This is a genomic window from Pseudomonas sp. AS2.8 (assembly GCF_014190935.1).
Taxonomy (GTDB): Bacteria; Pseudomonadota; Gammaproteobacteria; order Pseudomonadales; family Pseudomonadaceae; genus Chryseomonas.
In genome coordinates, this window is sequence record NZ_JACHVV010000003.1 from 889,653 (window position 1) to 914,842 (window position 25,190).

General features: G+C 65.8%; 22 protein-coding genes. 14 read left to right on the forward strand and 8 right to left on the reverse strand.

What is annotated here, in order from left to right; genetic code table 11:
- Positions 1-650 precede the first annotated feature (650 nt).
- From FHR73_RS16575 to FHR73_RS16585, 3 genes are all read right to left on the reverse strand, one after another.
- Positions 651-2,066, reverse strand: coding sequence for a sigma-54 dependent transcriptional regulator (locus FHR73_RS16575; protein WP_183632707.1), 1,416 nt, complete (start codon positions 2,064-2,066; stop codon positions 651-653).
- 115 nt (positions 2,067-2,181) lie between these two features.
- Complete coding sequence (locus tag FHR73_RS16580) at positions 2,182-5,130, reverse strand: sensor histidine kinase (RefSeq protein ID WP_183632709.1); 2,949 nt, start codon at positions 5,128-5,130, stop codon at positions 2,182-2,184.
- Complete coding sequence (locus tag FHR73_RS16585) at positions 5,114-5,290, reverse strand: hypothetical protein (RefSeq protein ID WP_007159707.1); 177 nt, start codon at positions 5,288-5,290, stop codon at positions 5,114-5,116. The genes FHR73_RS16580 and FHR73_RS16585 overlap by 17 nt, the downstream gene beginning before the upstream one ends.
- Before the next feature lie 104 nt (positions 5,291-5,394).
- On the opposite strand from FHR73_RS16585, the gene FHR73_RS16590 reads away from it, so the two are divergent.
- Positions 5,395-5,811, forward strand: a complete 417-nt coding sequence (locus FHR73_RS16590; RefSeq protein WP_183632711.1) for a VOC family protein — start codon at positions 5,395-5,397, stop codon at positions 5,809-5,811.
- On the opposite strand, the gene gluQRS is transcribed toward FHR73_RS16590, so the two are convergent.
- On the reverse strand, positions 5,808-6,698 hold the full coding sequence (gene gluQRS, locus FHR73_RS16595) for a tRNA glutamyl-Q(34) synthetase GluQRS (protein WP_183632713.1): 891 nt from the start codon (positions 6,696-6,698) through the stop codon (positions 5,808-5,810). The genes FHR73_RS16590 and gluQRS overlap by 4 nt on opposite strands.
- A gap of 85 nt (positions 6,699-6,783) precedes the next feature.
- Positions 6,784-7,227, reverse strand: a complete 444-nt coding sequence (dksA, locus tag FHR73_RS16600) for an RNA polymerase-binding protein DksA (RefSeq protein ID WP_007159704.1) — start codon at positions 7,225-7,227, stop codon at positions 6,784-6,786.
- Positions 7,228-7,518: 291 nt separating this feature from the next.
- Here dksA and FHR73_RS16605 point away from each other — a divergent pair, with 291 nt between their 5' ends.
- The 6 genes from FHR73_RS16605 to deoA all read left to right on the forward strand — a co-directional run bounded on the left by FHR73_RS16605 (position 7,519) and on the right by deoA (position 13,602).
- Positions 7,519-8,694: a pyridoxal phosphate-dependent aminotransferase gene (locus FHR73_RS16605; RefSeq protein WP_183632715.1), complete on the forward strand. Its 1,176-nt coding sequence runs from the start codon at positions 7,519-7,521 to the stop codon at positions 8,692-8,694.
- Complete coding sequence (gene sfsA / locus FHR73_RS16610; protein ID WP_183632717.1) at positions 8,691-9,416, forward strand: DNA/RNA nuclease SfsA; 726 nt, start codon at positions 8,691-8,693, stop codon at positions 9,414-9,416. Before FHR73_RS16605 ends, sfsA begins: the two co-directional genes overlap by 4 nt.
- Before the next feature lie 87 nt (positions 9,417-9,503).
- Positions 9,504-10,766 (forward strand): NupC/NupG family nucleoside CNT transporter, encoded by a 1,263-nt coding sequence (locus FHR73_RS16615; RefSeq protein WP_183632719.1) that lies wholly within the window; start codon positions 9,504-9,506, stop codon positions 10,764-10,766.
- A gap of 151 nt (positions 10,767-10,917) precedes the next feature.
- Positions 10,918-11,853 (forward strand): nucleoside-specific channel-forming protein Tsx, encoded by a 936-nt coding sequence (locus FHR73_RS16620; protein ID WP_260175715.1) that lies wholly within the window; start codon positions 10,918-10,920, stop codon positions 11,851-11,853.
- 13 nt (positions 11,854-11,866) lie between these two features.
- Positions 11,867-12,280: a cytidine deaminase gene (locus tag FHR73_RS16625; RefSeq protein WP_158895645.1), complete on the forward strand. Its 414-nt coding sequence runs from the start codon at positions 11,867-11,869 to the stop codon at positions 12,278-12,280.
- A gap of 11 nt (positions 12,281-12,291) precedes the next feature.
- Positions 12,292-13,602 carry a thymidine phosphorylase gene (deoA, locus tag FHR73_RS16630; protein ID WP_183632721.1) on the forward strand — a complete coding sequence of 437 codons (1,311 nt, stop codon included), beginning with the start codon at positions 12,292-12,294 and terminating at the stop codon, positions 13,600-13,602.
- A 177-nt stretch (positions 13,603-13,779) separates the two neighbouring features.
- Here deoA and FHR73_RS16635 read toward each other — a convergent pair whose 3' ends face one another.
- Positions 13,780-14,592, reverse strand: a complete 813-nt coding sequence (locus FHR73_RS16635; protein WP_183632724.1) for a cyclic nucleotide-binding domain-containing protein — start codon at positions 14,590-14,592, stop codon at positions 13,780-13,782.
- Positions 14,593-14,722: 130 nt separating this feature from the next.
- A complete protein-coding gene (locus FHR73_RS16640) occupies positions 14,723-16,270 on the reverse strand; it encodes a bifunctional aminoglycoside phosphotransferase/ATP-binding protein (RefSeq protein ID WP_183632726.1) in 1,548 nt (515 codons plus the stop codon).
- Between the two features lie 153 nt (positions 16,271-16,423).
- Here FHR73_RS16640 and mrcB point away from each other — a divergent pair, with 153 nt between their 5' ends.
- From mrcB to FHR73_RS16655, 3 genes are read left to right on the forward strand one after another with little or no spacing between them, the layout of a single operon-like run.
- Complete coding sequence (gene mrcB, locus FHR73_RS16645) at positions 16,424-18,772, forward strand: penicillin-binding protein 1B (protein WP_183632728.1); 2,349 nt, start codon at positions 16,424-16,426, stop codon at positions 18,770-18,772.
- A 35-nt stretch (positions 18,773-18,807) separates the two neighbouring features.
- Positions 18,808-19,560: a M48 family metallopeptidase gene (locus FHR73_RS16650; protein WP_183632781.1), complete on the forward strand. Its 753-nt coding sequence runs from the start codon at positions 18,808-18,810 to the stop codon at positions 19,558-19,560.
- Entirely contained in the window at positions 19,560-19,886 is a 327-nt protein-coding gene (locus FHR73_RS16655) for a YqcC family protein (RefSeq protein WP_007159693.1), read from the forward strand. Before FHR73_RS16650 ends, FHR73_RS16655 begins: the two co-directional genes overlap by 1 nt.
- A gap of 1 nt (position 19,887) precedes the next feature.
- Here the strand turns inward: FHR73_RS16655 and FHR73_RS16660 are convergent, their stop codons facing one another.
- Entirely contained in the window at positions 19,888-20,352 is a 465-nt protein-coding gene (locus tag FHR73_RS16660; protein ID WP_183632730.1) for a DUF4124 domain-containing protein, read from the reverse strand.
- Between the two features lie 398 nt (positions 20,353-20,750).
- Between FHR73_RS16660 and FHR73_RS16665 the strand changes: the two genes are divergently transcribed.
- The 4 genes from FHR73_RS16665 (at position 20,751) to pssA (ending at position 25,032) form a co-directional block, all read left to right on the forward strand.
- Positions 20,751-22,475 (forward strand): acetolactate synthase 3 large subunit, encoded by a 1,725-nt coding sequence (locus FHR73_RS16665; protein ID WP_133861908.1) that lies wholly within the window; start codon positions 20,751-20,753, stop codon positions 22,473-22,475.
- Between the two features lie 2 nt (positions 22,476-22,477).
- A complete protein-coding gene (ilvN, locus tag FHR73_RS16670; RefSeq protein WP_007159690.1) occupies positions 22,478-22,969 on the forward strand; it encodes an acetolactate synthase small subunit in 492 nt (163 codons plus the stop codon).
- 26 nt (positions 22,970-22,995) lie between these two features.
- Positions 22,996-24,012: a ketol-acid reductoisomerase gene (gene ilvC / locus FHR73_RS16675; RefSeq protein WP_007159689.1), complete on the forward strand. Its 1,017-nt coding sequence runs from the start codon at positions 22,996-22,998 to the stop codon at positions 24,010-24,012.
- A 165-nt stretch (positions 24,013-24,177) separates the two neighbouring features.
- Entirely contained in the window at positions 24,178-25,032 is an 855-nt protein-coding gene (pssA, locus tag FHR73_RS16680) for a CDP-diacylglycerol--serine O-phosphatidyltransferase (RefSeq protein ID WP_183632732.1), read from the forward strand.
- The last annotated feature ends 158 nt before the right edge of the window (positions 25,033-25,190 follow it).

Below are 25,190 nucleotides of genomic sequence, written 5' to 3' on the forward strand. Positions count from 1 at the left end.
GGAACCGTTGCGCAATAGATAAGGAGGGGATCTTGAACGAGGGAGGGGAGGCTGTCAAAGGCACTGGGGGAGCCGAAGCTCCCCCCCAAAGTGGTACGTGCTTTGTTTTTATTGTTTATCCAGACCTCTTGTTTTTCTTGTGTGGTCTGTTCCGTGCGGTTACCTGCCGCCGGAAAGGCTCTGAAGTCTAGAGCCAAGAGCAAACGGATTACTTTGGAAGCTGATGCCGTCAGGATCATTCCTGCTCTGCCTGGTACGGGTGCTGCCTCGGGACAGTTTTGTTGTTCTCTGGCCTGACATCGCGCGGACCATCCCGCTAGACGACTCTTCTCCAAAATGATCAGTTAGCTACGCCTCCGCCTGCTTGTTCTTATTGTGCTGGAGTCGCTACGTCTTGTTTTTGTTATGGGGTGGGTACGTTCTTATTGTTCTTGTACGAGAACATAAAGCAGATGCCGTGCCAGTTTTGAAAAAGCCTTTATTTTCAGTGACTTATGAAAAATGTAGCCTTTTTGCTCAGGGGCTACAGGCAGATTTTCGTTACCGCTGAACCCGCCGGCTGTTACGGCGGTAACACATTGCAAAGGATGGGGAGGCGACGAGCGGTGTGTTACCGCGGGACGTGCGGGGCTGTCACGCCCCGGCGCGGATCAGGAGGCGTCGCTGCTGGCGCTGGCCTTGCGCCGCGGAATGCCCAGGCGCTGACGACGTTCCCACAGGCACTTGCGGCTGACGCCGAGCTTGCGCGCCAGCTCGGTCTCGGTCATGTGATCCTGGTGTTCGAGCACGAAGTGCTGGAAATAGTCCTCCAGCGACAGGTCCTCGGTGGGCTCGTGGGCGCCATTGCCGTTACCCAGCCCCGTGCTCGGCAGCGGATCCAGGTAGCTGTCGGCCAGTTCCAGCTCGCCGAGCTCGACGTCGATGCCAAGCTGATCGGCATTGATCTCCTGGCCTTCGCTGAGAATCACCGAGCGCTCGATGGCGTTCTCCAGCTCGCGCACGTTGCCCGGCCAGCTGTAGTGGCGAATGGCGGCCTCGGCTTCGGCGCCGAACTTCAGGCCGGGACGACTCATGCGCGCCGACTGGCGAGCGAGGAACACCCGGGCGATCTCCATGACGTCGCCGCCGCGTTCGCGCAGGGCGGGCAGGCGCAGGGAGATGACGTTGAGGCGATAGAAGAGGTCTTCGCGAAACTGGCCGATCTTGGCCAGGCCCTTGAGATCCCGGTGGGTCGCGGCGATCAGGCGCACATCGACCTTTTGCGACTGCACCGAGCCGACCCGGCGAATCTCGCCTTCCTGCAGCACGCGCAGGAGGCGCGCCTGGGCTTCCAGCGGCAATTCGCCGATCTCGTCGAGAAACAGGGTACCGCCGTCGGCCGCTTCCACCAGGCCGGTACGGCTGGCGCTGGCGCCGGTGAAGGCGCCCTTCTCGTGGCCGAAGAGTTCGGATTCGATCAGCGTCTCGGGAATGGCCGCGCAGTTGACCGAGATCAGCGGCGCCTTGGCCCGGCGCGACAGATTGTGCAGCGCTCGCGCCACCAGTTCCTTGCCGGTACCGGACTCACCCTGGATCAGCACGGTGGAGTCGGTGGGCGCTACCTTGCGGATCTTGCCGAACAGATCCTGCATCGGCGCGCAGTTGCCGATGATGCCGATCTCGCCGGTGGCCGGCGCCGGGGTGACGCTTTCCTCGGCGGCCATCAGCGGGCGCTGCTCGCGCTCCACCAGGATGCGCGCCACGGCCTGCAGCATCTCGTCGTGATCGAAGGGCTTGGCGATGTAGTCCACCGCGCCCTGCTTCATGGAATCGACCGCCGAGCGAAGGCTGGCGTAGCTGGTCATGATCAGCACCGGCTTGCCCTTGGCGAGATCGATCATCTCGGTACCGGGAGCGCCGGGCAGGCGCAGATCGCTGATGACGAGATCGAAGCTGGGAACGTCGTAGAGATCCTGGGCTTCCTGGACGGAGCCGGCTTCGCTGACACGGAACTGGTTGCGCTCGAGCAGGCGGCGCAGCGCCGAACGGATGATCTTCTCGTCTTCGACAATCAGGATATGGGCCATCAAGTGCGCTCTCTTACGGGAAGGCAAGACGACCCACGCCAGGCAGCGTGTCTTGTCGCGGTCGTCTGGACTTCCGAATGCTTTAGCAGATCCATCCAGCAGGCGGATGGCTCCGTCACGGCGCCTCCGGCAACCCGAGATAGCGCGGCAGCAGTACCCGAATGCGGGTGCCCTGGCCGGTCACGGGGTCGGTAGGACTATCGATCATTATCTGACCATAATGCTCTTCTACGATGGAATAGACCAGCGCCAAGCCAAGCCCTGTCCCCTTGCCCGGATCCTTGGTGGTGAAGAAGGGTTCGAACAGCCGACTGACGATGGCCTTGGGAATGCCGCTGCCTTCGTCCTCGACGCTCAGGGTCACGGTCTGGCCGTGGGCCTCGCTGCGCACCCGGATCGGCGCGCCGGGCGGCGAGGCGTCGCGGGCGTTGGACAGCAGGTTGATCATCACCTGCACCAGCCGTTGGGGATCGCCCTGCACCAAGTGTTCCGGGTCGCAGAGATTGAAGAAGTCGACGTCTACACTCTGACGATTGAGCGAGAGCAGGGCGATGGCCTCCTGGGCCGCCTCGGCCACGCACACCGGTTCGTGGGCCTGCTGGCGGCCGCCGGCATGGGCGAAACTCATCAGCGACTGGACGATGCGGGTGATGCGGCGGGTCTGCTCGATGATCTGGCTGCTGATCTCGTCGATCTCTTCGTCCGCCTCGCGCTCTTCGCGCAGATTCTGCGCCAGGCAGGCGATGCCGGTGACCGGGTTGCCAATCTCGTGGGCGACGCCTGCGGCCAGCCGGCCGATGGAGGCCAGGCGCTCGGAGTGGATCAGGCGGTCTTCCAGCAGCTGGGTCTCGCTGATGTCTTCCACCACCAGCACCGTACCGTTGCTGCCCACCGCCAGGGGTTCGTCGATGGTTGCCTTGTGCAGGTTGAGCCAGCGCTGCTCGTGTTCCTGGGGCAGCCGCTGCTTGTAGAGGTGCTGCTGCGCCGGTTCGGCGAGAAAGCGCTCGAACAGGTCCTGCCAGGGATCGGGCAGGGCGCTCAGGCGCGAGCCCACCACCCGGGCGCCGTCGATGCCGGTGAGTTCTTCCATGGCGCGATTCCACATGAGGATCTCGCGGTCGCGGGCCAGGGAGCAGACGCCCATGGGCAGCTCCTGCAGGGTCTGGCGGTGATAGCGGCGCAGGGCGTCCAGCTCGGCGGCCAGGCCCGTCAGGCGCGACTGGTAGTCTTCCAGGCGATTCTCTATGAAGTGGATGTCTTCGGTGGCATAGGCCTCGCTTTCGGCCTTGAACGGCAGAAAGGTCTCGACGATGTCCTGGGCGACCCGCGGGCCCATCAGTCCCGAGAGGTTGGCCTCGATGCGATCGCGCAACCGGCGCAGGGCATAGGGGCGGCGCTCGTCATAGGGCAGCAGCAGGTCGGCCAGGGCGCGCTCGACTTCCTTTTGCGCGGTCTTGGCGCCCAGTGGTTTGGCCAGCTGGGCGGCGAAGTCCTGGGGCGAGCTGGCCGCCAGTTCGCGGCGCTGCGGGCGGCGGACGTTGTCCACCGCGCAGGCCTCGGCGGCGCTCTTCTCTTCTTCGCTGGCCTCGGTGAACAGCGAGACCAGGGCGAACACCAGCACGTTGACGGTCAGCGAGGCCACGGCGGCGAGGTGCCAGTTGCTGGCGCTGATGCGATAGCTGAAGACGCCGATGTGCAGCGGGTTGATGTCGGCCACCAGCGGCATGAGCATGCTCAGGAACCACAGGCCCAGGCCGCACAGCAGGCCGGCGATGAAGCCCTTGCGATTGGCCGTCTGCCAGTAGAGCACCGACAGCGCGCCGGGCAGGAATTGCACGGTGGCGACAAAGGAGACAATGCCCAGGCTGGAGAGATCGCCATGGCCCTGCAGCAGGCGATAGAAGCCGTAGCTGCCGAGGATGATGGCGGCGATCAGCATGCGCCGGGTCATGCGCAGCCAGCGATAGATGTTGCCGTCGGTGGGCGGCTGGTAGAGCGGCAGCACGATGTGGTTGAGCAGCATGCCCGACAGCGCCATGGTCACCACGATGATCAGGCCGCTGGCCGCCGACAGGCCGCCGACAAAGGCCACCAGCGCCAGCAGCGGATTGTCCAGCGCCAGGCCCACGCCCAGGGTGAAGTACTCCGGCGGCGTCGGCGAACCCAGCGCCAGGCCACCCCAGAGAATCGGCGGCACCGCCAGGCTGATCAGCAGCAGGAACAGCGGCAGGCCCCAGCTGGCGCTGACCAGCGCCTGGGGGCTGAGATTCTCGGTAAAGGCCATGTGGTACATGTGCGGGGTGACGATGGCTGCGGCGAAGAACACCAGCAGCAGGATCCGCCAGGGGCCTTCCTGCAGCGGGGTGTGCAGGGTGGAGAGGGCGCTCTGGTTCTGCTGCAGCCAGGTCTCCAGGCCGTTGGGGCCGCCGAACACGGTATAGAGGGTGACGCCGCCAACGATGCCCAGGGCCAGCAGCTTGACCAGGGATTCGAAGGCGATGGCCACCACCAGGCCCTCGTGGCGCTCCTTGGAATTGATCTGGCGCGCGCCGAAGAGCATGGCGAACAGGGTGATCAGCAGGCAGAAGCCCAGCGCCGGGGCGTCCTGGGCGCGGGCCTGCACCAGAATGCCGGTGCTGGTGGCCACCGCCTGGATCTGCAGCGCCAGCAGCGGCAGCACGGCGATCAGCATGCCCAGGCTGGTGAGGGCGCCGGCCCAGGTGCTGCGGAAGCGGAAGGCGAAGAGATCGGCCAGCGAGGCCAACTGGTAGGCGCGGGTCAGGCGCAGGATGGGATAGAGCAATACCGGCGCCAGCAGAAAGGCGCCGCACAGCCCCAGGTAATAGGCGAGAAAGCCGTAGCCGTAGTCGTAGGCCAGGCCCACGGTGCCATAGAAGGCCCAGGCGCTGGCATAGACGCCAAGCGACAGGGTGTAGATCAGCGGATGGCGCACCAGCCGGCGCGGCACCCAGCCCTTCTCGGTCATCCAGGCGACGCCAAAGAAGATCAGCAGGTAACCGGCGCTGATCAGGACCAGTTGGGACAGACTAAAGCTCGTCGGCATCGCGCTGGCTCTGCAGGATGAAGGTCACCACGATGAGGATGAGCCACAGCAGGTAGGGGCGATACCAGGCGCCGCTGGGAGCGATCCACCAATCCATGATGGCGGGGGAGAACAGATAGATGCCTACCACAAGGAGCAGGACCAGCCGGTAGATGTACATGCGCGGTTCCCGAACGGCGATGGCGCCATGGTAAAGCAAAAGCGCTGTACCCCGGAGAGGGGGGCTTCTACGGTGAAGGCTTCCTTGCCCGCTGGAGTTCGCCGATGACCAGGCCCCGCCTCGCCGCCGTGCTGGAAACCGCGCTCTATGTCGCCAATCTGCCGAGGGCCCGGCGCTTCTATGACGAGGTGCTGGGCCTGGCGCCCTTGTTCGCCGACGAACGCCTGGCCGCCTATGCAGTGGGCGCCAGCGTCCTGTTGCTGTTCCAGCGGGGCACTACCGAGCAACCGGCCAGGTTGCCGGGCGGCTGCATCCCGCCTCACGGCGCCCAGGGCTGTCAGCACCTGGCCCTGGCAATCGCGGCGGACGAGCTGGAGGCCTGGGCCGCGCACCTGGCAGCTGCCGAAGTCGCCATCGAGGAGCGCACCCAATGGCCACGTGGCGCGATCAGCCTGTATTTCCGCGATCCGGACGGGCACCTGCTGGAGTTGGTCACGCCCGGACTCTGGCCCAACTACTAGTCCGGCAGCTGGGCTTCGGCCAGGTGCGGCACCCGCGGGATCAGCGCGGCGTCCCAGTGGGCGACGCCCCAGGCCAGTACCCTGGTCGGGGGCTCCTCGGCCAGCGCCGGGTGGGTCGGCTGGCCCAGGGCGCGCAGGGCGCGTACCAGCAGGGCGCCGGCCTGTTCGGAAGGCAGCGGCGGCGAGCGGTAACTCTTACCCAGCTTGTGGCCGTCGGGCTGGATCAGTAGCGGCACATGCAGGTAGCGCGGCGACGGATGGCCGAGCAATTCCTGCAGATAGAGCTGGCGCGGCGTGGAATCCAGCAGGTCGGCGCCCCGCACCACGTTGGTCATGCCCTGCAGGGCATCGTCCATCACCACCGCCAGCTGGTAGGCGATCAGGCCGTCGCGACGCTGGATGACGAAGTCACCCACCTCGCGCCCCAGGTGATGGCGGAATTCGCCCTGCACGCGGTCGACGAAGCGGTAGTCCAGCTCAGGGACGCGGATGCGGATGGCGGCGCCCGTTTCCGGCAGGCCGCGATTGCGGCAGTAGCCGGGGTAGAGTCCGCCACTGCCTTCGAGCTGCTTGCGCGAGCAGTCACAGGCATAGGCCAGCCCGCTGGCCAGCCACTGCGCGATGACCGCGCGATAGGCGTCCAGGCGCTCGCTCTGGCGCAGCACCGGGCCGTCCCATTCGAAGCCGTAGGCCTCCAGGGTGGTAAGGATGGCCGCCTGGGCGCCCGGGACCTCGCGCGGCGGATCCAGGTCTTCCATGCGCACCAGCCAGCGCCCGCCCGCGGCGCGGGCATCCAGGTAGGAGGCAAGGGCGGCGACCAGCGAACCGAAGTGCAGATAGCCGCTGGGCGTGGGAGCGAACCGGCCGACATAGGGGCGCCTGGACATAGCTCAACCTGTAGCTGTCGGAGATAGCCGAAGTCTGCAAAGAACAAAGGGCGCCGTAGCGCCCTCTTCGGTGAGGCAGCGGGACTCAGGTCCCGGTCTGCTTTTCGCGGATCTCGGCCAGGGTCTTGCAGTCGATGCACAGACTGGCGGTCGGACGGGCTTCTAGACGACGGATACCGATTTCCACGCCGCAAGAGTCGCACCAGCCGTATTCGTTGTCTTCGATCAGCTGCAGCGTCTCGTCGATCTTCTTGATCAGCTTGCGCTCGCGGTCGCGGGCACGCAGTTCCAGGCTGAATTCCTCTTCCTGGGTCGCGCGATCGGCCGGGTCGGCGAAGTTGGCCGCTTCTTCCTTCATGTGGTGCACGGTGCGATCGACTTCTTCGCGCAGTTCCTGCTTCCACTTGTTCAGAATGCCGGTGAAGTGGGCGCGCATGCGCTCACTCATGTATTCCTCGCCCTTGGCAGGCTGGTAGGGTTCGTAGCCACGGGCCAGATGATTGTTCTGCTGATTTGCTTCGCTGGGCATGATTGACCCTCTCACTTTCGCTGATCCTGTCCACAGGCTGGATGCGTTTCCAGGCCTCTCCATGTTGGAACGCCCGGGGTCTGTGGCTGCCGATGGCGTCCCGCGCAATGCCGACGCCAGGCTGAATATGTTCTCGACTGGCCAGTCGCCCTGCGGATGCAAGCCGGCGAACTTACCAGAAGCTTCCAGGGGGCGCTACTACTGGCCTCCCGCTCCTTGCTGACGCGGCGGGTGCCGGTCTGCGAAGCCTTGGTTAGAATCCCGCCTTCGCCACAAGTTCGGACCCTGTCCATGTCCAATTCCTACAGCGCACGCAGCCAGGCCATCGAGCCCTTCCATGTGATGGCCCTGCTGGAGCGTGCCAACCAGCTCCAGGCCGCCGGGCACGACGTCATCCACCTGGAGATCGGCGAGCCCGATTTCACCACCGCCGCCCCGGTGGTCGCCGCTGGGCAGGCCGCGCTGGCAGCCGGTCAGACCCGCTACACTGCGGCCCGCGGCCTGCCGGAGTTGCGCCGCGCCATCGCCGCCTTCTATGGCGAGCGCTACGGCGTCGACCTGGATCCGGAGCGGGTGTTGATCACCCCCGGCGGCTCGGGCGCCCTGCTGCTGGCCAGCGCCCTGCTGGTCGATCCCGGGCGTCACTGGCTGCTGGCCGATCCCGGCTATCCTTGCAATCGCCACTTTCTGCGCCTGGTGGAGGGCGCGGCCCAGCTGATCCCGGTCGGCGCCGACACCCGCTACCAGCTCACCCCCGACCTGGTCGAGCGGCACTGGCAGGCGGACAGCGTCGGCGCCTTGGTGGCCTCGCCGGCCAATCCGACCGGCACCCTGCTGGATCGTGACGAACTCGCCGGGCTGTCGGCCGCCCTCAGGGCCCGCGGTGGCCACTTGGTAGTGGACGAGATCTACCACGGCCTGACCTATGGCCTGGATGCCCCCAGCGTGCTGGAGGTGGATGATTCGGCCTTCGTGCTCAACAGCTTCTCCAAGTACTTCGGCATGACCGGCTGGCGCCTCGGCTGGCTGGTGGCGCCGCGTGCCGCCGTGCCGGAGCTGGAAAAACTGGCGCAGAATCTCTACATCAGCGCCTCCACCGTGGCCCAGCAGGCGGCCCTGGCCTGTTTCACGCCGGAAGCCATGGCCATCTTCGAAGACCGCCGCGCCGAATTCGCCCGCCGCCGCGACTACCTGCTGCCGGCGCTGCGCCAGCTGGGCTTCAGGATCGCCGTCGAGCCCCAGGGCGCCTTCTATCTCTATGCCGACATCGCAGCCTTTGGCGGCGATGCCTATGCCTTCTGCCAGTTCCTGCTGGAGACCGAGCACGTGGCCATCACCCCCGGCCTGGACTTCGGTCGCCACCGCGCCGATACCCATGTGCGCTTCGCCTACACCCAGTCGCTGCCGCGCCTGGAAGAGGCTGTCGCGCGCATCGCCCAGGGCCTGCAGCGCTGGAGCGCCCGGTGAGATTCGATCCACCCCTGGAGGAAGGTCGCCTGCTGCGCCGCTACAAGCGTTTTCTCGCCGACATCGAGACCGCCAGCGGTGAGGTGCTGACCCTGCACTGCCCCAATACCGGGTCAATGCTCCATTGCCAGCCGGCCGGCGCCCGAGTCTGGTTCAGCCGGGCCAGTGGTCCCAAGCGCAAGCTGCCCGGCACCTGGGAGCTGGTCGAGACGGATCACGGGCGCCTGGCCTGCATCAATACCGCCCGTGCCAATCGCCTGGTGGAAGAGGCCTTGCTGGCCGGTGGCATTCCCGAGCTGGCCGGCTTCACCGCCCTGCGCCGGGAGGTGGCCTACGGCCTGGAGAACAGTCGCGCCGATTTCCGCCTGGAGTATCCCGCGGGGCCACTGTATCTGGAGGTCAAGAGCGTCACCCTGGGCTTTGCCGACACCGCGGTCGCCGCCTTTCCCGATGCCGTGACCACCCGCGGGGCCCGCCATCTGCGCGAGCTGGCGGCCCTGGCGGCGGCCGGTGAGCGGGCCGTGCTGCTCTATTGCGTGTTGCTCGACGGCATCGAGGCGGTGCGTCCGGCGGCGGAAATCGATGCTGCCTATGCCCTGGCCCTGGGCGAAGCCCGTCGCCAGGGTGTGCAGGTGCTGGCTTATGGGGCGCGGCTCTCGCCCGTGGGTCTGCAACTGGACCGACCGCTACGCCTCGCTGACTGGGCAGTCACAAAAAGCTGATCACCCGGACAAGATCTGGCAGGCGCCTTGCTTACGGATATCGCCCATTGATCGCCGCTATCGGGCGATCCTGTCAGGAGTCTCTTGATGATCTCTGTGTTGGGCATGCTGTTGCTGGTGGCCATCGCCATCCTCTTTTCCCGCCAGCGGCGCGCCATTCGCGTGCGTACCGTGCTCGCGGCCTTTCTGTTACAGGCGGGGCTCGGCCTGTTCGTCCTCTACATTCCCTGGGGCCAGCAGGTGCTCGGCAGCGTCTCCGGCGCCGTCTCTTCGCTGCAGCTCTATGCCGACAAGGGCATCGAGTTCCTCTTCGGCGGTCTCGCCGGACCCAAGATGTTCGAGTACTTCGGTAACGGTGGCTTCGTCTTCGCCGTGCGGGTTTTGCCCCTGATCGTCTTCTTCGGCAGCCTGATCGCGGTGCTCTACTACCTGGGCATCATGGGCTGGATCATCCGCCTGGTGGGCGGCGCGCTGCACGCCCTGCTCGGCACCAGTCGGGTGGAATCCACCACGGTCACCGCGACCCTGTTTCTCGGCCAGTCGGAAATGCCGCTGGTGGTGCGGCCCTTCATCGCCGATCTCACCCGCTCGGAGCTGTTCGCCATCATGGTCGGCGGTTTCGCCGCGGTGGCCGGTTCGGTGCTGCTGGGCTACGCCGGCATGGGCGTGGAGCTCAAGTACCTGATCGCCGCCAGCTTCATGGCCGCCCCGGGCGGCCTGCTGATGGCCAAGCTGATGGAGCCGGAGACCGAACAGCCGCGCGACCAGGCCATGAAGACCCTGGGAGAAGGGGAGGAGCGCCCGGCCAACGTCATAGACGCGGCCGCCGAAGGCGCCCAGGTCGGCTTGCGCATCGCCCTGGCGGTCGGCGCCATGCTGCTGGCCTTCATCGCCCTGATCGCCCTGCTCAACGGCATCCTCGGCTGGTGCGGCGCCTGGTTCGGCCTGCCGCAGCTGAGCATGCAGCTGGTGCTGGGCTATCTGCTGGCGCCGGTGGCTTTCCTGATCGGGGTGCCCTGGAGCGAGGCGGTGCAGGCCGGTGGCTTCATCGGCCAGAAGCTGGTGCTCAACGAATTCGTCGCCTATGCCGATCTCTCGACCTATCTGGACCCGGTCAAGTCGGCGGCGGCGGGCGTTCAGCCGCTCTCGGCGCACACCCAGGTCATCGTCACCTTCGCCCTCTGCGGCTTCGCCAACCTCTCTTCCATCGCTATCCAGCTCGGCGGCCTGGGCGGCATCGCGCCCCAGCGGCGTCACGAACTGGCTCAGCTGGGCCTGCGCGCCATGCTCGGCGGCACCCTGGCCAACCTGATGAGCGCGGCCCTGGCCGGCTTCTTCATCGGCCTCTAGGTCGATGACGATCGGACCATCCGGTCCACTTTATGGTGCACAGCTGGCCTGGGTGCGCCAAAACGTAACAGCGGATGACCGTGGCGTGCGCCTGCTTCGCCGCCACGCGTTGCCCGCGGCTTCTCAAGGCTTTCGCTCAGGAACCCTCTCCATGACCTTTTCCCGCCTCCGTCGCCTGCGCTTCGGCGCGCTACCGTTCCTGTTCTGCTGCAGCGCCCAGCTGTTGGCCGCTCCCGCCGTCGCCACCGACAGCGCCCAGGGCGAGACCGCCAGTCCCGCCGCGCAACAGACGGACAATCGCTCGCCCTATCTGTCGTCCTGGTACAACCAGGATCTGACCCTGATCGGCAGCAAGGACATCAGCTTCGGCCCGCAGCCCGTGGACGACGTTTATCTGGAGTACGAGTACTTCGGCCGCAAGGGGGCCTTCGAGCTCTATGGCTACATCGATGTGCCCAAGGTGCTGGGCATCGGCAACAGCCATGACGGCGGCGTCTGGGACCGCGGTTCGCCCCTGTTCATGGAGCACGAACCACGTATCTCCATTGATCAGCTCACCGGTCGCTCGCTGGCCTTCGGGCCCTTCAAGGAGTGGTACCTGGCCTTCGACTGGATCTACGACCACGGCAGCAGCCAGGCCAGCCGGCAGAACACCCTCTATGCCGGCTTCGGTACCGATATCGAGACCCATACCCCGGTACTGCTGTCCGCCAACCTGTACGGCCGCCGCCAGTGGGAAAACTATGGCGCCGCCAACGAGAATTCCTGGGACGGCTATCGGGCCCAGCTCAAGTACATCTGGCCGCTGGCCAAGTTCGACAACGGCGCCTCCCTGACCTATGTCGGCTTCACCAACTTCGATTTCGGTTCGAAGCTGGGCGACGAGCCGGGTCGTACGGCCAACGCCACCGTGTCCACCAATGTGCTGCTCTATGCCTTCACCCACCTGCGCTTCATGTTCGCTGCGCGGCATTTCCACAATGGCGGCAACTGGCGCGACGGCACCGAGCTGAACTTTGGCGAGGGCTCCTTCGAGGGTCGCTCCAATGGCTGGGGCTACTATGTGGGGGTGGGTTATCAATTCTGATCTGGAGACCGTCATGAGCACCAACCTGCCTGCGCACCTGGCCGCACTGCTTCCGGAGGCGGTCGCTGCGGCCGAGCGCGCCTACTGTCCGCATTCGGAATTTCCCGTGGGCGCCGCCCTGCTGACCGCCGAGGGCGAGGTCATCCATGGCTGCAACGTGGAAAACATCTCCTACGGCCTGACCAACTGCGCCGAGCGCAGCGCCCTGTTCGCCGCCATCAGCCGGGGCCTGCCGCCGCGTAGCTTCACCGCCATGGCCATCCACGCGCCGGGCGTCCCCCTGATCAGTCCCTGTGGCGCCTGCCGCCAGGTGCTGCTGGAACTGATGGCGCCCGACGCGACCATCGTCTGCAGCGGCAGCGAACCCGGCCGTACCCGCACCTGGACCCTGGCCGAGCTGCTGCCCGGCGCCTTCGACGACTTCTAAGGAGTCCGCCCATGTGGCTCGCCCAGGAAGTGATCCGCCAGAAGCGCGATGGCCTGGAGTTGTCCGCTGCGGACCTCCAGCGCCTGGTCAGCGGCATCGTCGATGACAGCCTCGGCGAAGGTCAGATCGCCGCCTTCGCCATGGCTACCCTGCTGCGCGGCATGACCGCCGCCGAGCGCACCGCCCTGACCCTGGCCATGCGCGACAGCGGCCAGGTGCTGCACTGGGACCTGCCGGGGCCGGTGGTGGACAAGCATTCCACCGGCGGCGTGGGCGATCTCACCAGCCTGGTGCTGGCGCCGCTGCTCGCCGCCTGTGGCTGCCATGTGCCGATGATCTCCGGGCGCGGCCTGGGCCATACCGGCGGCACCCTCGACAAGCTGGAGAGTATCCCTGGCTATCGCATCCGCCCCGGCCTCGTGCGCTTTCGCCAGGTGGTGGCCGAGGTGGGGTGCGCCATCGTCGGGCCGGACGCCGATCTGGCCCCGGCCGATCGCCGCCTCTATGCCATCCGCGATGTCACCGCCACGGTGGAATCGGTGGACCTGATCACCGCCTCCATCCTGGCCAAGAAACTGGCCGCCGGCCTGGACGTGCTGGTCATGGACGTCAAGACCGGCGGCGGCGCCTTCATGGCCGAGCAGGAGGCCGCCCTGCGCCTGGCCGACAGCATCGTCGAAGTCGCCGAAGCGGCAGGGGTCCGTACCCGCGCCCTGGTCACCGACATGAGCCAGCCGCTGGCGCGCAGCGCCGGCAATGCCCTGGAGGTGGAGGAGGCCATCGCCCTGCTGACCGGCGAGGTGCGCAGCGAGCGCCTCTGGCAGGTGATCCAGGCGTTGGCTGGGGAAGCGCTGCAACTGGCCGGACTCGCCAGCGATGCCATGGCGGCCGAGCGCCTGGTGCTGGAGGCCTGGCAGAGCGGCGCCGCCCTGGCGCGTTTCGCGGCGATGAACCTGGCCCTGGGCGGTCCGTCCGACCTGACCGAGCGGCCCTGGCAGCATCTGCCTCGGGCTCCGGTCGTGCGCGCCGTTTATCCGGCTCGCCCGGGCTGGGTGCAGCAGGTCGATACCCGCGCCCTCGGTCTGCTGGTGGTCGAACTGGGTGGTGGTCGGCAACGTCCGGAAGATGAGGTGGATCCCGCCGTAGGCCTGGCTGATCTGGCTTTGCCAGGCGAGCGGGTGGCTCAGGATCGGCCGCTGGGCCTGGTCCATGCCCGCGATACCGCCAGCGCAGCGCGAGCCGTCGCCCAGCTGCAGGCGGCCTATGTCCTGGGTGAGGAACGACTGGCAGAGCGTGCACCGCCCGTACTGGACCGGCGCTAGCGCCAGATTTCAGGCAAAAAAAGACCCGGCAGAGCCGGGTCCAAAACCGTGATTAGCCTGATGAGGAGATAACCCGAAGACCACTGCTGGACCTCCAGTTATCGACCGATCTCGCGACCGGCTGAGTTGAATAATAACAATTCTCATTCCATCGTCAAGCGTATTCGAGAATATTTCTTAATTACTGCCAGCGGGCCGTTCCGGGGCACTGCGCAGGCGGGTGACTTCCTTGTTCAGCGTATCGATATGGCGCGCCATGTTCTCGATAAGGCTGTGGGCGATGCGCGGGGTGGTCTCCATCAGCGAGACGAACTGATCCTGGGGAATCACCAGCACGGTACAGACGGTCTTGGCGATGACGCTGGCGGTGCGCGGCGTATGGGTGAAGACCGCCAGGGCGCCGACGATCTCGTCCTGGCACACCTCGCCGACCTTGCAGCCATCCACCCAGGCCTCGGCATGGCCTTCGGTGATGACGAAGACATGCTCGGCGGAGTCGCCCTGGCGGATGATGACCTCGCCGGCGGCATAGCGACGGAAGCCGGTCGCCGGTTGGGTGACCGGCGGCTTGAGCCGGATCAGCGCCTGCGCCAGCAGCGACTGCTGGCCCAGCATGTACCTCAGCAGGGCATCGCGCTGGACCGGCGTGGCGGTGGCCGCCGCGAGAAAGGTCTCGCGGTCGTAGGGCAGCACCCGCACGTCGGCCTCGCTCTCGTAGTTGAGGGTCGGCAGATCCAGAGTGCGCCCCAGGCCGATCAGATCGCCTTCGCCGAGCTGGAACAGCGCCCGCTGATCCAGGACCACCCGCAGCGGGCCGCGTTGGATCAGATAGACCTCGTCATTGCGCATCCAGTCCTGCAGCAGGGCGGCGGGAGTCAGCTGCAGGGGCTGCCGACTCGGCGCCACACCACTGACCAGTTGCGCCGGAATGGCCTGCAGCGCCTGACGCAGCTGATCGACATAGGGAGGCTGATCGCCGATGAGGTACATGGTGCCAATTCCTTCTTGTTACGCAGAGGTTGTGACGTGGGTCGCACGATAAGCCGCTCGTCGGCGACCGTAAATCCACAACTCCACGAGCTGTGACGGAACGCTTGTTCTGCCCCCCAGGAGGTCGTGGTCAGGCCGGGGCGCGACCCAGACGGCGCAGCAGTCGAGCCGGCAGGGCCTCCAGCTGTCCCGCGCGCCCCAGCTCCACCACCAGCGCCCGATCCTGCTCGGCGGGTTCAAGCGGGTCCTGCGCCTGGCGCTGGGCTGCCACCACCGCGAGGGTGGCTTCGGAAGGATCGCTCCCCTCGGCCTGCCGCTCCTGCAGCCAGCGGGCGATGAGCTCGTCGTCCGCCTGACAATCGATGATCAGCAGGGGGGCGGCCTGGGCTTCGGCCAGGGCCTGGGCCGCGGCGCGCTGGGCCTGCTTGAGATAGGTGGCGTCGAGCACCAGCGGATAGCCGGCCGCCAGCACCTGGGCGCCGATCTCGTGCAGGCGCGCATAGGTGGCTTCGCCGGCTGCGGCGCTGTAACGGGTGGCCTCGTCGCTGTCGGCATAGAGGCGCTGGCGCTCGACATCGGATCTCAGGCGAATGGCGCCGAGCGCCTCCACCAGGGCCAGGGCCACGGTGCTCTTGCCGATGCCCGAGACACCATGCATCACCGCCGCGAAGGGCTGGGGCACCTGGGTGTAGCCCTCGGCCAGGGCCGTATAGCTGCGATAGCTGGCGAGAATCTCGGCCCGCAGCGCCGGCTCCTCGGCCTGGCCCAGGCGGAAGAGGGCGATCTTGGCGCGCACCATGGCGCGATAGGCCTTGTAGAAGTCGAGCAGGGCAAGGCCGGCATAGTCGCCGGTCGCCTCGAAGTAGGCATTGACGAATCTGTTGCTCAGCGCCTTGAGGCCACGGTCTTCCAGGTCCATGGCCAGGAAGCCGGCATCGCCCATGGTGTCGGTCAGGCGGAAGGGCTCGTTGAACTCGATGCAGTCGAACAGCACCACCTCGCCGTCGAGCAGGGTGGCGTTGGCCAGATGGATGTCGCCATGGCATTCGCGGATGAAACCGTCACGGCAGCGGGCTTCGAACAGCGGCAGCAGGCGGGCGTAGCTGGCTTCGGCCCAGGCTTCCAGCTGGTCGAGCTGCTTGAGGTCGGCCGCCTCACCGAGCATGGCGCGGATCTGCTCGAAATTTTGCCGCACCGGCGCCATGGCGGCGTCCGGAGTGCACAGCGGATGCTCGGTCGCCACTTGAGGCGCTGCCAGGTGGAAGCGGGCGATCTGTGCGGCCAGGGCGTCGATGTGCGCCTCGGTCAGTTCGCCGCGCTGCTGCACTTCGCTGAGCAGCTGGCTCTGGGGAAATTCGCGCATGCGCAGGGCGTATTCGATCACCGGACCGCGGCCATCCAGCTCGGGGGCGGCTTCGCTGCCGGTGATGGCCACCACGTCCCGGTAGAGATCGCGGGTCAGGCGCTGGTTGAGGCGCAGCTCCTCACGGCAGAAGTGGCCACGGGCCTCCAGGTCGGTGAAGTCGAGGAAACCGAAATTCACCGGCTTCTTGATCTTGTAGGCGACCTCGCCGGTCAGCACGACCCAGGAAATATGGGTTTCGATGACCCGGAACGCCGAGGTGGGGTGGGGATAGAGCGCCGGGTTCTGCAGGGCGGAAATCAGGAGCTGGCTCACGGGCGGTCCTTGTAGGAAATGAATGGCGGCATTATCGCTGCCAGGGCGGTCCACGCAAGCCACGACACCGGGAAGGGGCATCCTTGAACCCCAGCTGACGAAGCGCTGGCAGGCCGCTGTCGGCCAACGGGCAAGTGCGTATAATGCGCCGCCATGAAGCGACCCCGATCCTCTCGTTCCCGCAAGCGCAAGACCTTTGACTGGCGCCGTCTGTCCGGCTGGGCAGTCAAGCTTGGTCTGGTCGCGCTGGTAGCCCTGGCTGGCGTATGCATCTATCTGGATGCCGTGGTCCAGGAAAAATTCTCCGGCAAGCGCTGGACCATCCCGGCCAAGGTCTATGCCCGACCGCTGGAATTGTTCAATGGCGTCAAGCTCAGCCGTGATGACTTCCTCACCGAACTCGATGCCCTCGGCTATCGCCGCGAGAAGACCGTGGACGGCCCCGGCAGCGTTTCCGTGGGTGCCTCCACGGTCGAGCTGAACACCCGCGGCTTCCAGTTCTACGAAGGCGTCGAGCCGGCCCGGGCGATCCGCGTGCGCTTCGCCGGCGGCACCGTCTCCGGCGTCAGCGCCCTGGATGGCAGCAATCTGGCCGTGGCCCGCCTGGAACCGCTGATGATCGGCGGCATCTATCCGGCGCATAACGAGGATCGCATCCTCATCAAGCTCGATCAGGCGCCACCGCACCTGGTCGATGGCCTGGTGGCGGTCGAGGACCGCGAGTTCTGGCATCACCACGGCGTCTCGCCCAAGTCCATCGCGCGCGCCGTCTGGGTCAACGCCACCAGCGGTCAGGTGCGCCAGGGTGGCAGTACCCTGACCCAGCAGCTGGTCAAGAACTTCTACCTCACCAACGAGCGCAGCATCACCCGCAAGGGTACCGAAGCCCTGATGGCGCTGCTGCTGGAGCTGCACTACAGCAAGCAGGAGATCCTCGAGGCCTACCTCAACGAGGTGTTCCTCGGTCAGGACGGCTCGCGCGCCATCCACGGCTTCGGTCTGGCCGCCCAGTACTTCTTCGGCCAGCCCTTCAGCGAACTGAAACTGCATCAGGTAGCCCTGCTGGTCGGTCTGGTGAAGGGCCCGTCCTACTACAACCCGCGTCGCTATCCCGAGCGCGCCATGACCCGTCGCAACCTGGTACTCGACCTCATGGCCGAGCAGGGCGTGGTCAGCGCCACCGAGGCCGAGGCTGCCAAGGCCCGCCCGCTGGGCATCACCAAGGCCGGCAGCCTGACCAACAGCTCCTTCCCGGCCTTCGTCGACCTGGTCAAGCGCCAGCTCAAGCAGGACTATCGCGACGAAGACCTCACCGAGGAAGGGCTGCGCATCTTCACCAGCTTCGACCCGATCCTGCAGACCAAGGCCGAAGCGGCCATGGGCGAGGCCATGAAGCGCATCGACGGCCGCAAGGGTGCGGAAAACGTCGAGTCGGCTATGGTGGTGACCAACCCGGAAACCGGTGAGGTCCAGGCGCTGCTGGGTGGCCGCGATCCGCGCTTCGCCGGCTACAACCGCGCCCTCGATGCGGTGCGCCAGGTCGGCTCGCTGATCAAGCCGGCGGTCTATCTCACCGCCCTGGAACGCCCCAGCAAGTACACCCTGACCACCCTGATCCAGGACGAGCCCTTCTCGGTGAAAGGCGCCGACGGCCAGGTCTGGCGGCCACAGAACTACGAGCACAAGGCGCACGGCACCATCTTCCTCTACCAGGGGCTGGCGCATTCCTACAACCTCTCCACGGCGCGGCTGGGCCTGGACCTGGGGCTGCCCGAGGTGCTCAAGACCGTCGAGCGCCTGGGTGTGAGTCGCGCCCTGCCGCCTTACCCGGCGACCCTGCTCGGCGCTGGCGCCCTGACGCCCATGGAAGTGGCGACCATGTACCAGACGTTGGCCAACGGCGGCTTCAATACGCCGCTGCGCAGCATCCGCAGCGTGCTCGACGCCAACGGCGAGCCGCTCAAGCGCTATCCGTTCCAGATCGAGCAGCGCTTCGATACCGGCGCCATCTACCTGGTGCAGTACGCCATGCAGCGCGTCATGCGCGAGGGCACCGGTCGCTCGGTCTACAACCAGATCCCCACCAGCGTGAACCTGGCAGGCAAGACCGGTACCACCAACGATTCCCGCGACAGCTGGTTCTCCGGCTTCAGCCAGGATCTGCTGGCGGTGGTCTGGCTGGGGCGCGACGACAACGGCAAGACACCGCTGACCGGTGCCACCGGCGCCCTGCAGGTCTGGAGCAACTTCATGCGCCGCGCCGATCCGGTCTCCCTGGACATGCCGGTGCCGGAAAACATCACCCAGGCCTGGGTCGATGCCACCACCGGCCGCGGCACGGATCCCTCGTGTCCCAATGCCGTGCAGATGCCTTATATTCGCGGCAGTGAGCCGCCAGCGGGCGCTTCCTGTGGCGCACCGGCCGCACCCGCCACCGGCGGCAACGGCAACGGCAACAGCGGCAGTCCGGTCATGGATTGGGTCAAGGGTTGGTTGAATTGAGAGGTCCCAAGGTGACGAAAGCAGTCTGGCCGGTGATGATCGCCGGTGTTCTCCTCGCCGGTTGCGCCGCGCCGCAGCGTGGCGCCATTCCCGTGGTCGATTCCGGCGGTCCGGTGTCCAACGGCGAACTCTATCGCCAGGGCAACAACCGGCCCCTGCCGGCGCAGCGCCAGGCTCCGGTGGCCGCAGCGCCCAGCGCGCCGGCCGATGCCGGGGTGACCGTCATGGTGCCGGGTGGCAGTTCCGCGCCCCTGGAGACCTATGCCGCGCCGGCGGCCTCGGCGCCGCTGATCACCTCGTCCAGCCCCAGCGCGCCGCCCGCCCAGGCGCCGGTGCAGCCCAGCTATTCGCAGCCGGTCTATCCGCCCGCCACTCAGGGCGCCGCCGCAGCTGCCAGCAGCGCGCCGACCGGCATCCCCTCCGCCAGCACTTCCACGGGGGGCGGCCTAGCTGCCGACGAGCAACTCGACGGTCCGGTGCTGGCCCTGCTGACTACCGCCCAGCAACAGCAGAGCGGTGGCGACCTCAACGGCGCCTCCTCGAGCCTGGAGCGCGCGCAACGCATCGCGCCGCGCGAGCCCCAGGTGCTCTATCGCCTGGCCCAGGTGCGCCTGGCACAGAACGATCCGGCCCAGGGCGAGCAACTGGCCCGTCGTGCCCTGACCTACGCCAATGGTCGTCCAGCCCTGCAGGCCAGCCTCTGGCAGCTGATCGCCCAGGCCCGCGAGGCCCAGGGCGATGCCTCCGGGGCCGCGCTGGCCCGGCAGAAGGCGCAGGTGGGTACCTGATGGACGAGCGCCTGCCTGCCCTGGCCGATCAGCTGCTGCAGATCGAGCGTGAATTGCGCCTGCTCGGTTGGTGGTCGGCGCAGGCGCCCAGCGCCGAGGCCCTGGCCAGCCAGGAGCCTTTCTGCGTCGATACCCTGAGCTTCGCCCAGTGGCTGCAGTGGATCTTCGTGCCGCGGATGAAGCTGATCATCGAAAGCGATGCGGTCCTGCCGGCGCGCTCGGGCATCCGGCCGATGGCCGAGATGGTCTACCAGGGCAATCTCGATCCGGTCCTGCCCCTGCTGGCGTCCCTGGCCGAATTCGACCGCATCATCGAAAGCGCCTGAGCTACTTGCCGCAGTTCTGCTCGATGGACAGCTGGGTCTCGGCCAGCCGCTGCTGACGCTCCTCTTCGCTCAGCCGGCGCGTCTCGCCACGACCGGACTGCACCAGGATGCGCGGATTGTTGCGCAGCTGCGCCAGATTCTGGCGCGCCTGGTCGCACTGCCCCTTGAGCTTGTTCTGCTCCTCGCGCACCTGCGCCTTCACCTGGCGATCCAGCTCCTGCTGCTGGGCATCGTTGGACACCGATGGCTGCTGGGCGCCGTTGGGCATCTTGTAGGTGGGCGCGCTGCCACCGCCATTGATCTGCGGCGCCGTCTTCACGTCCACCTCGTTGGCCTTCTGGCCCTCGGGCGGCTGGGCACTGAAATGGGTGACGCCCTTGTCGTCGGTCCACTTGTAGACCTGCGCGGCCTGGGCGGACAGGCTGCAGGCGAAAGCCAGGGCGGAAAGCCAGAAGATCGAGCGCATGGGAATCCTGGAAGGGGAGAGGACAGGACCTCACTATAAGAGGAGACGTCGACCTTTTCATCACGACTGATCGCCGACGACCGATTGCGCCCGGTTGCACCTTTCGGCTTGACTTGCACCGGTCGAATGCGAACAATCCAAAGTTCGCTGTAGCGAGTCGGCCCAAAGCTGACTGCTCGGCAGACCATGAGGTGCCTACCCGCGCCGCCACAGTCAAATACCCTGCACCGCGTTACCTCGCGTCGGGTGGAAGCTCCAGCATTCATCGGAATCTTCCAACAAGGCTTTCTAGGCAGCTGAATCGTCGGTGACCACCGTCGCCCATGCTCTGCCTTGCAGTCAACCGAACCTTGAGCGTCCTCAAATGGGCGCTCGCCATGCGTGGAATGAGGTGATACGTGGAGCTATTAACTGGCGCTGAGATGGTCGTCCGCTTCTTGCGCGACGAGGGCGTGAAACACATCTACGGGTACCCGGGTGGTGCCCTGCTGCACATCTACGACGCCCTGTTCAAGGAACCGGCGCTCAACCACATCCTGGTTCGTCACGAGCAGGCCGCCACCCACATGGCCGACGGCTATGCCCGCGCCACCGGCAAGGCCGGCGTGGTCCTGGTGACTTCCGGTCCCGGTGCGACCAACGCCATCACCGGCATCGCTACCGCCTACATGGACTCCATCCCCATGGTGGTCCTGTCCGGGCAGGTGCCGAGCAACATGGTGGGCACCGACGCCTTCCAGGAAACCGACATGGTCGGTATCTCCCGGCCGATCGTGAAGCACAGCTTCATCATCAAGCACCCCTCCGAGATTCCCGAAGTCCTCAAGAAGGCCTTCTACCTCGCCGAGTCCGGACGTCCCGGTCCGGTGGTGGTCGACATTCCTAAGGACATGGGCGATCCGACCAAGAAATTCGAATACGTCTATCCGAAGAAGATCAAGCTGCGCTCCTACAATCCGGCGCAACGCGGTCATTCCGGGCAGATCCGCAAGGCCATCGAGATGCTGGTGGCGGCCAAGCGCCCGGTTCTCTACGCCGGTGGCGGTGTCATCCTCGGTGGCGCCTCCGCGGCCCTCACCGAGCTGGCGCGCCTGCTCAACCTGCCGGTCACTAATACCCTGATGGGCCTCGGCGGCTATCCGGGCAGCGATCGCCAGTTCCTCGGCATGCTCGGCATGCACGGCAGCTACCCGGCCAACCTGGCCATGCACCACAGCGACGTCATCCTCGCCGTGGGCGCGCGCTTCGATGACCGCGTCATCAACGGCGCCACGCGCTTCTGCCCGAACGCCAAGATCATCCACGTCGACATCGACCCGGCGTCGATCTCCAAGACCATCAAGGCCGACGTGCCCATCGTCGGCCCGGTCGACAGTGTCCTCACCGAGATGGTCGCCGTGGTCCGCGAGCTGAGCGAGAAGCCCCACGCCGAAAGCCAGGCCGCCTGGTGGAAGCAGATCGAGGAATGGCGCGGCGGCCGCGAGATGTTCCCCTATGACAAGGGCGACGGCAGCATCATCAAGCCGCAGACCGTCATCGAGACCCTGTACGACGTCACCGCGGGCGATGCCTACATCACCTCGGACGTGGGCCAGCACCAGATGTTCGCCGCCCAGTACTATCGCTACGACAAACCCAATCGCTGGATCAATTCCGGTGGCCTCGGCACCATGGGCTTCGGCTTCCCCGCGGCCATGGGCGTCAAGCTCAACTTCCCGGACGCCGACGTCGCCTGCGTCACTGGTGAAGGCAGCGTGCAGATGAACATCCAGGAACTCTCCACCTGCATGCAGTACGACCTGCCGGTGAAGATCGTCTGCCTCAACAACGGTGCCCTGGGCATGGTCCGCCAGTGGCAGGACATGCAGTACAGCAGCCGGTACTCCCACTCCTACATGGAATCCCTGCCGGACTTCGTCAAGCTGGCCGAGGCCTATGGCCACGTCGGCATGCGCATCGAACGTCTGGAAGACCTCAAGCCGATGATGGCCGAGGCCTTCGCCATGAAGAATCGCCTGGTCTTCCTCGACATCGCCGTGGACAACACCGAACACGTCTACCCGATGCAGATCAAGGACGGCGCGATGCGCGACATGTGGCTGAGCAAGACGGAGCGGACTTGAACATGAGACACATCATCTCCCTGCTGCTGGAAAACGAGCCCGGTGCCCTGTCCCGCGTGGTCGGCCTGTTTTCCCAGCGCAACTACAACATCGAAAGCCTCACGGTCGCCGCGACCGAGGATCCGACCCTGTCGCGCCTGACCCTGACCACCATCGGCCAGGAAGAGACGGTCGAGCAGATCACCAAGAACCTCAACAAGCTCATCGAGGTGGTGAAACTGGTCAACCTGTCCGAGAGCGCCCACATTGAGCGCGAACTCCTGCTGATCAAGGTCAAGGCCACCGGCGCCCAGCGCGCCGAGGTCAAGCGCACCACCGATATCTTTCGCGGCCAGATCGTCGATGTGGGCAGCAGCGTGTATACCATTCAGCTGGCGGGCACCAGCGAGAAGATCGACAGCTTCATCCAGGCGATCGGCGCCGCGTCCATCCTCGAGGTGGTGCGTAGCGGCGTGACCGGAATTTCCCGTGGCGACAAAGCCCTGAGCATCTGATACCCCCTTTTCCAGGAGAACCTGCAATGCGCGTTTACTACGACAAAGACTGTGACCTTTCCATCATCCAGGGCAAGAAGGTCGCCATCATCGGCTACGGCTCCCAGGGCCACGCCCACGCCTGCAACCTGAAGGACTCCGGCGTCGACGTCGTCGTCGGCCTGCGCAGTGGCTCGGCCACCGTGGCCAAGGCCGAGGCCCATGGCCTGACCGTCAAGCCGGTCAAGGACGCCGTCGCCTCCGCCGACGTGGTCATGATCCTGACCCCCGACGAATTCCAGTCCAAGCTGTACAAGGACGAGATCGAGCCGAACCTGAAGCAGGGCGCCACCCTGGCCTTCGCCCACGGTTTCGCCATCCACTACAACCAGGTCGTGCCCCGCGCTGACCTGGACGTCATCATGATCGCGCCCAAGGCGCCGGGTCACACCGTGCGCTCCGAGTTCGTCAAGGGCGGCGGCATCCCTGATCTGGTCGCCGTCCACCAGGACGCTTCCGGCAATGCCAAGAACGTCGCCCTGTCCTACGCCTGCGGCGTCGGCGGCGGCCGTACCGGCATCATCGAAACCACCTTCAAGGACGAGACCGAAACCGACCTGTTCGGCGAACAGGCCGTGCTGTGCGGTGGTGCGGTCGAGCTGGTCAAGGCCGGTTTCGAAACCCTGGTCGAAGCCGGCTACGCGCCGGAAATGGCCTACTTCGAGTGCCTGCACGAACTGAAGCTGATCGTCGACCTCATGTACGAAGGCGGCATCGCCAACATGAACTACTCGATCTCCAATAATGCCGAGTACGGCGAGTACGTGACCGGCCCCGAGGTGATCAACGCCGAGTCGCGCGCGGCCATGAAGAATGCGCTCAAGCGCATCCAGAACGGCGAGTACGCCAAGATGTTCGTGGCCGAGGGCGCGTCTAACTACGCCTCCATGACCGCCTACCGTCGCAACAACGCGGCTCACCCGATCGAGCAGGTTGGCGAGAAGCTGCGGGCCATGATGCCCTGGATCGCGTCTAACAAGATCGTCGACAAGACCAAGAACTGATCGGGCAGGGCGTTAGCCCTGCAACGAGCGGTAAAAGACGCGGCCTCGGCCGCGTTTTTTATTGCACTGCCCACGACCCCGGCAATGCCTTAGCATGGGAGGTTAGGCTGAACCCTATCCTTAAGGGGTAAGTCCAATCCGTCAGGTAATGCCCAAGGAAAATCCATGAGCGAGCGTCCCGAAGAAACTCCGTCCAACACAGCCACCGACGGCCTCATCCCCGTGGATGAACACATCGAGGAGACGCAGGACGCCCAGGGGCGCAAGATCAGACGCCGTGGCGTGTACCTGCTGCCCAACCTCTTCACCACTGCGGCGCTCTTTGCCGGCCTCTATTCGATCATCAAGGGTGTCGCGGCTCAGACCGCCTTCATCCAGGGGCAATACGACATTGCCTCCGCAGGCTTTTCGGCCGCAGCCGCCGCCATCTTCATCGCCATGGTGCTCGATGGCCTGGATGGTCGCGTCGCCCGCATGACCAATACCCAGAGCGCCTTCGGCGAGCAGTACGATTCGCTCTCCGACATGGTCGCCTTTGGCGTCGCACCGGCGATCCTGGCATTCCAGTGGGCCCTGAGTGGCCTGGGTAATGTCGGCTGGGCTGTTGCCTTCATCTATGTGGCAGGCGCTGCCTTGCGCCTGGCCCGCTTCAACACCCAGATCGGTTCGGTGGACAAGCGCTACTTCATCGGTCTGGCCAGTCCTTCCGCGGCGGCCCTGGTGGCCGGTACCGTCTGGTGCTTTAGTGACTTCGGCATCCAGGGCTCCAAGCTGTCTCTCCTCGTGGCCCTGATGGTCGCTGCGGCCGGCATGCTCATGGTCAGCAACTTCAAGTACTGGAGCTTCAAGACCCTTGGCCTGAAAGGACGCGTACCTTTCGTGGTCATCCTGATCGCCGTGCTGGTCTTTGCTGTGGTCTTCACCGACCCGCCGCGCGTTCTGCTGTTGGGTTTCCTGGCCTACGCGGTTTCCGGACCCTTCACCACCCTCTGGCGCAATCGCCGCGTCGGCCGCGGCTAGCGGCGCGAGAGGTCTATAAGAAGGGGGCTGCGCAAGCAGCCCCTTCTTTTTTGGCCTTTCTGAAAATAACCTGTTGACCTGTCCTGAAACTCCCCTATAATGCGCCCCACTTCCGGCGCAGATGCTGAAGGGGCTTGAAAATCAAGCACTTAGGTCTG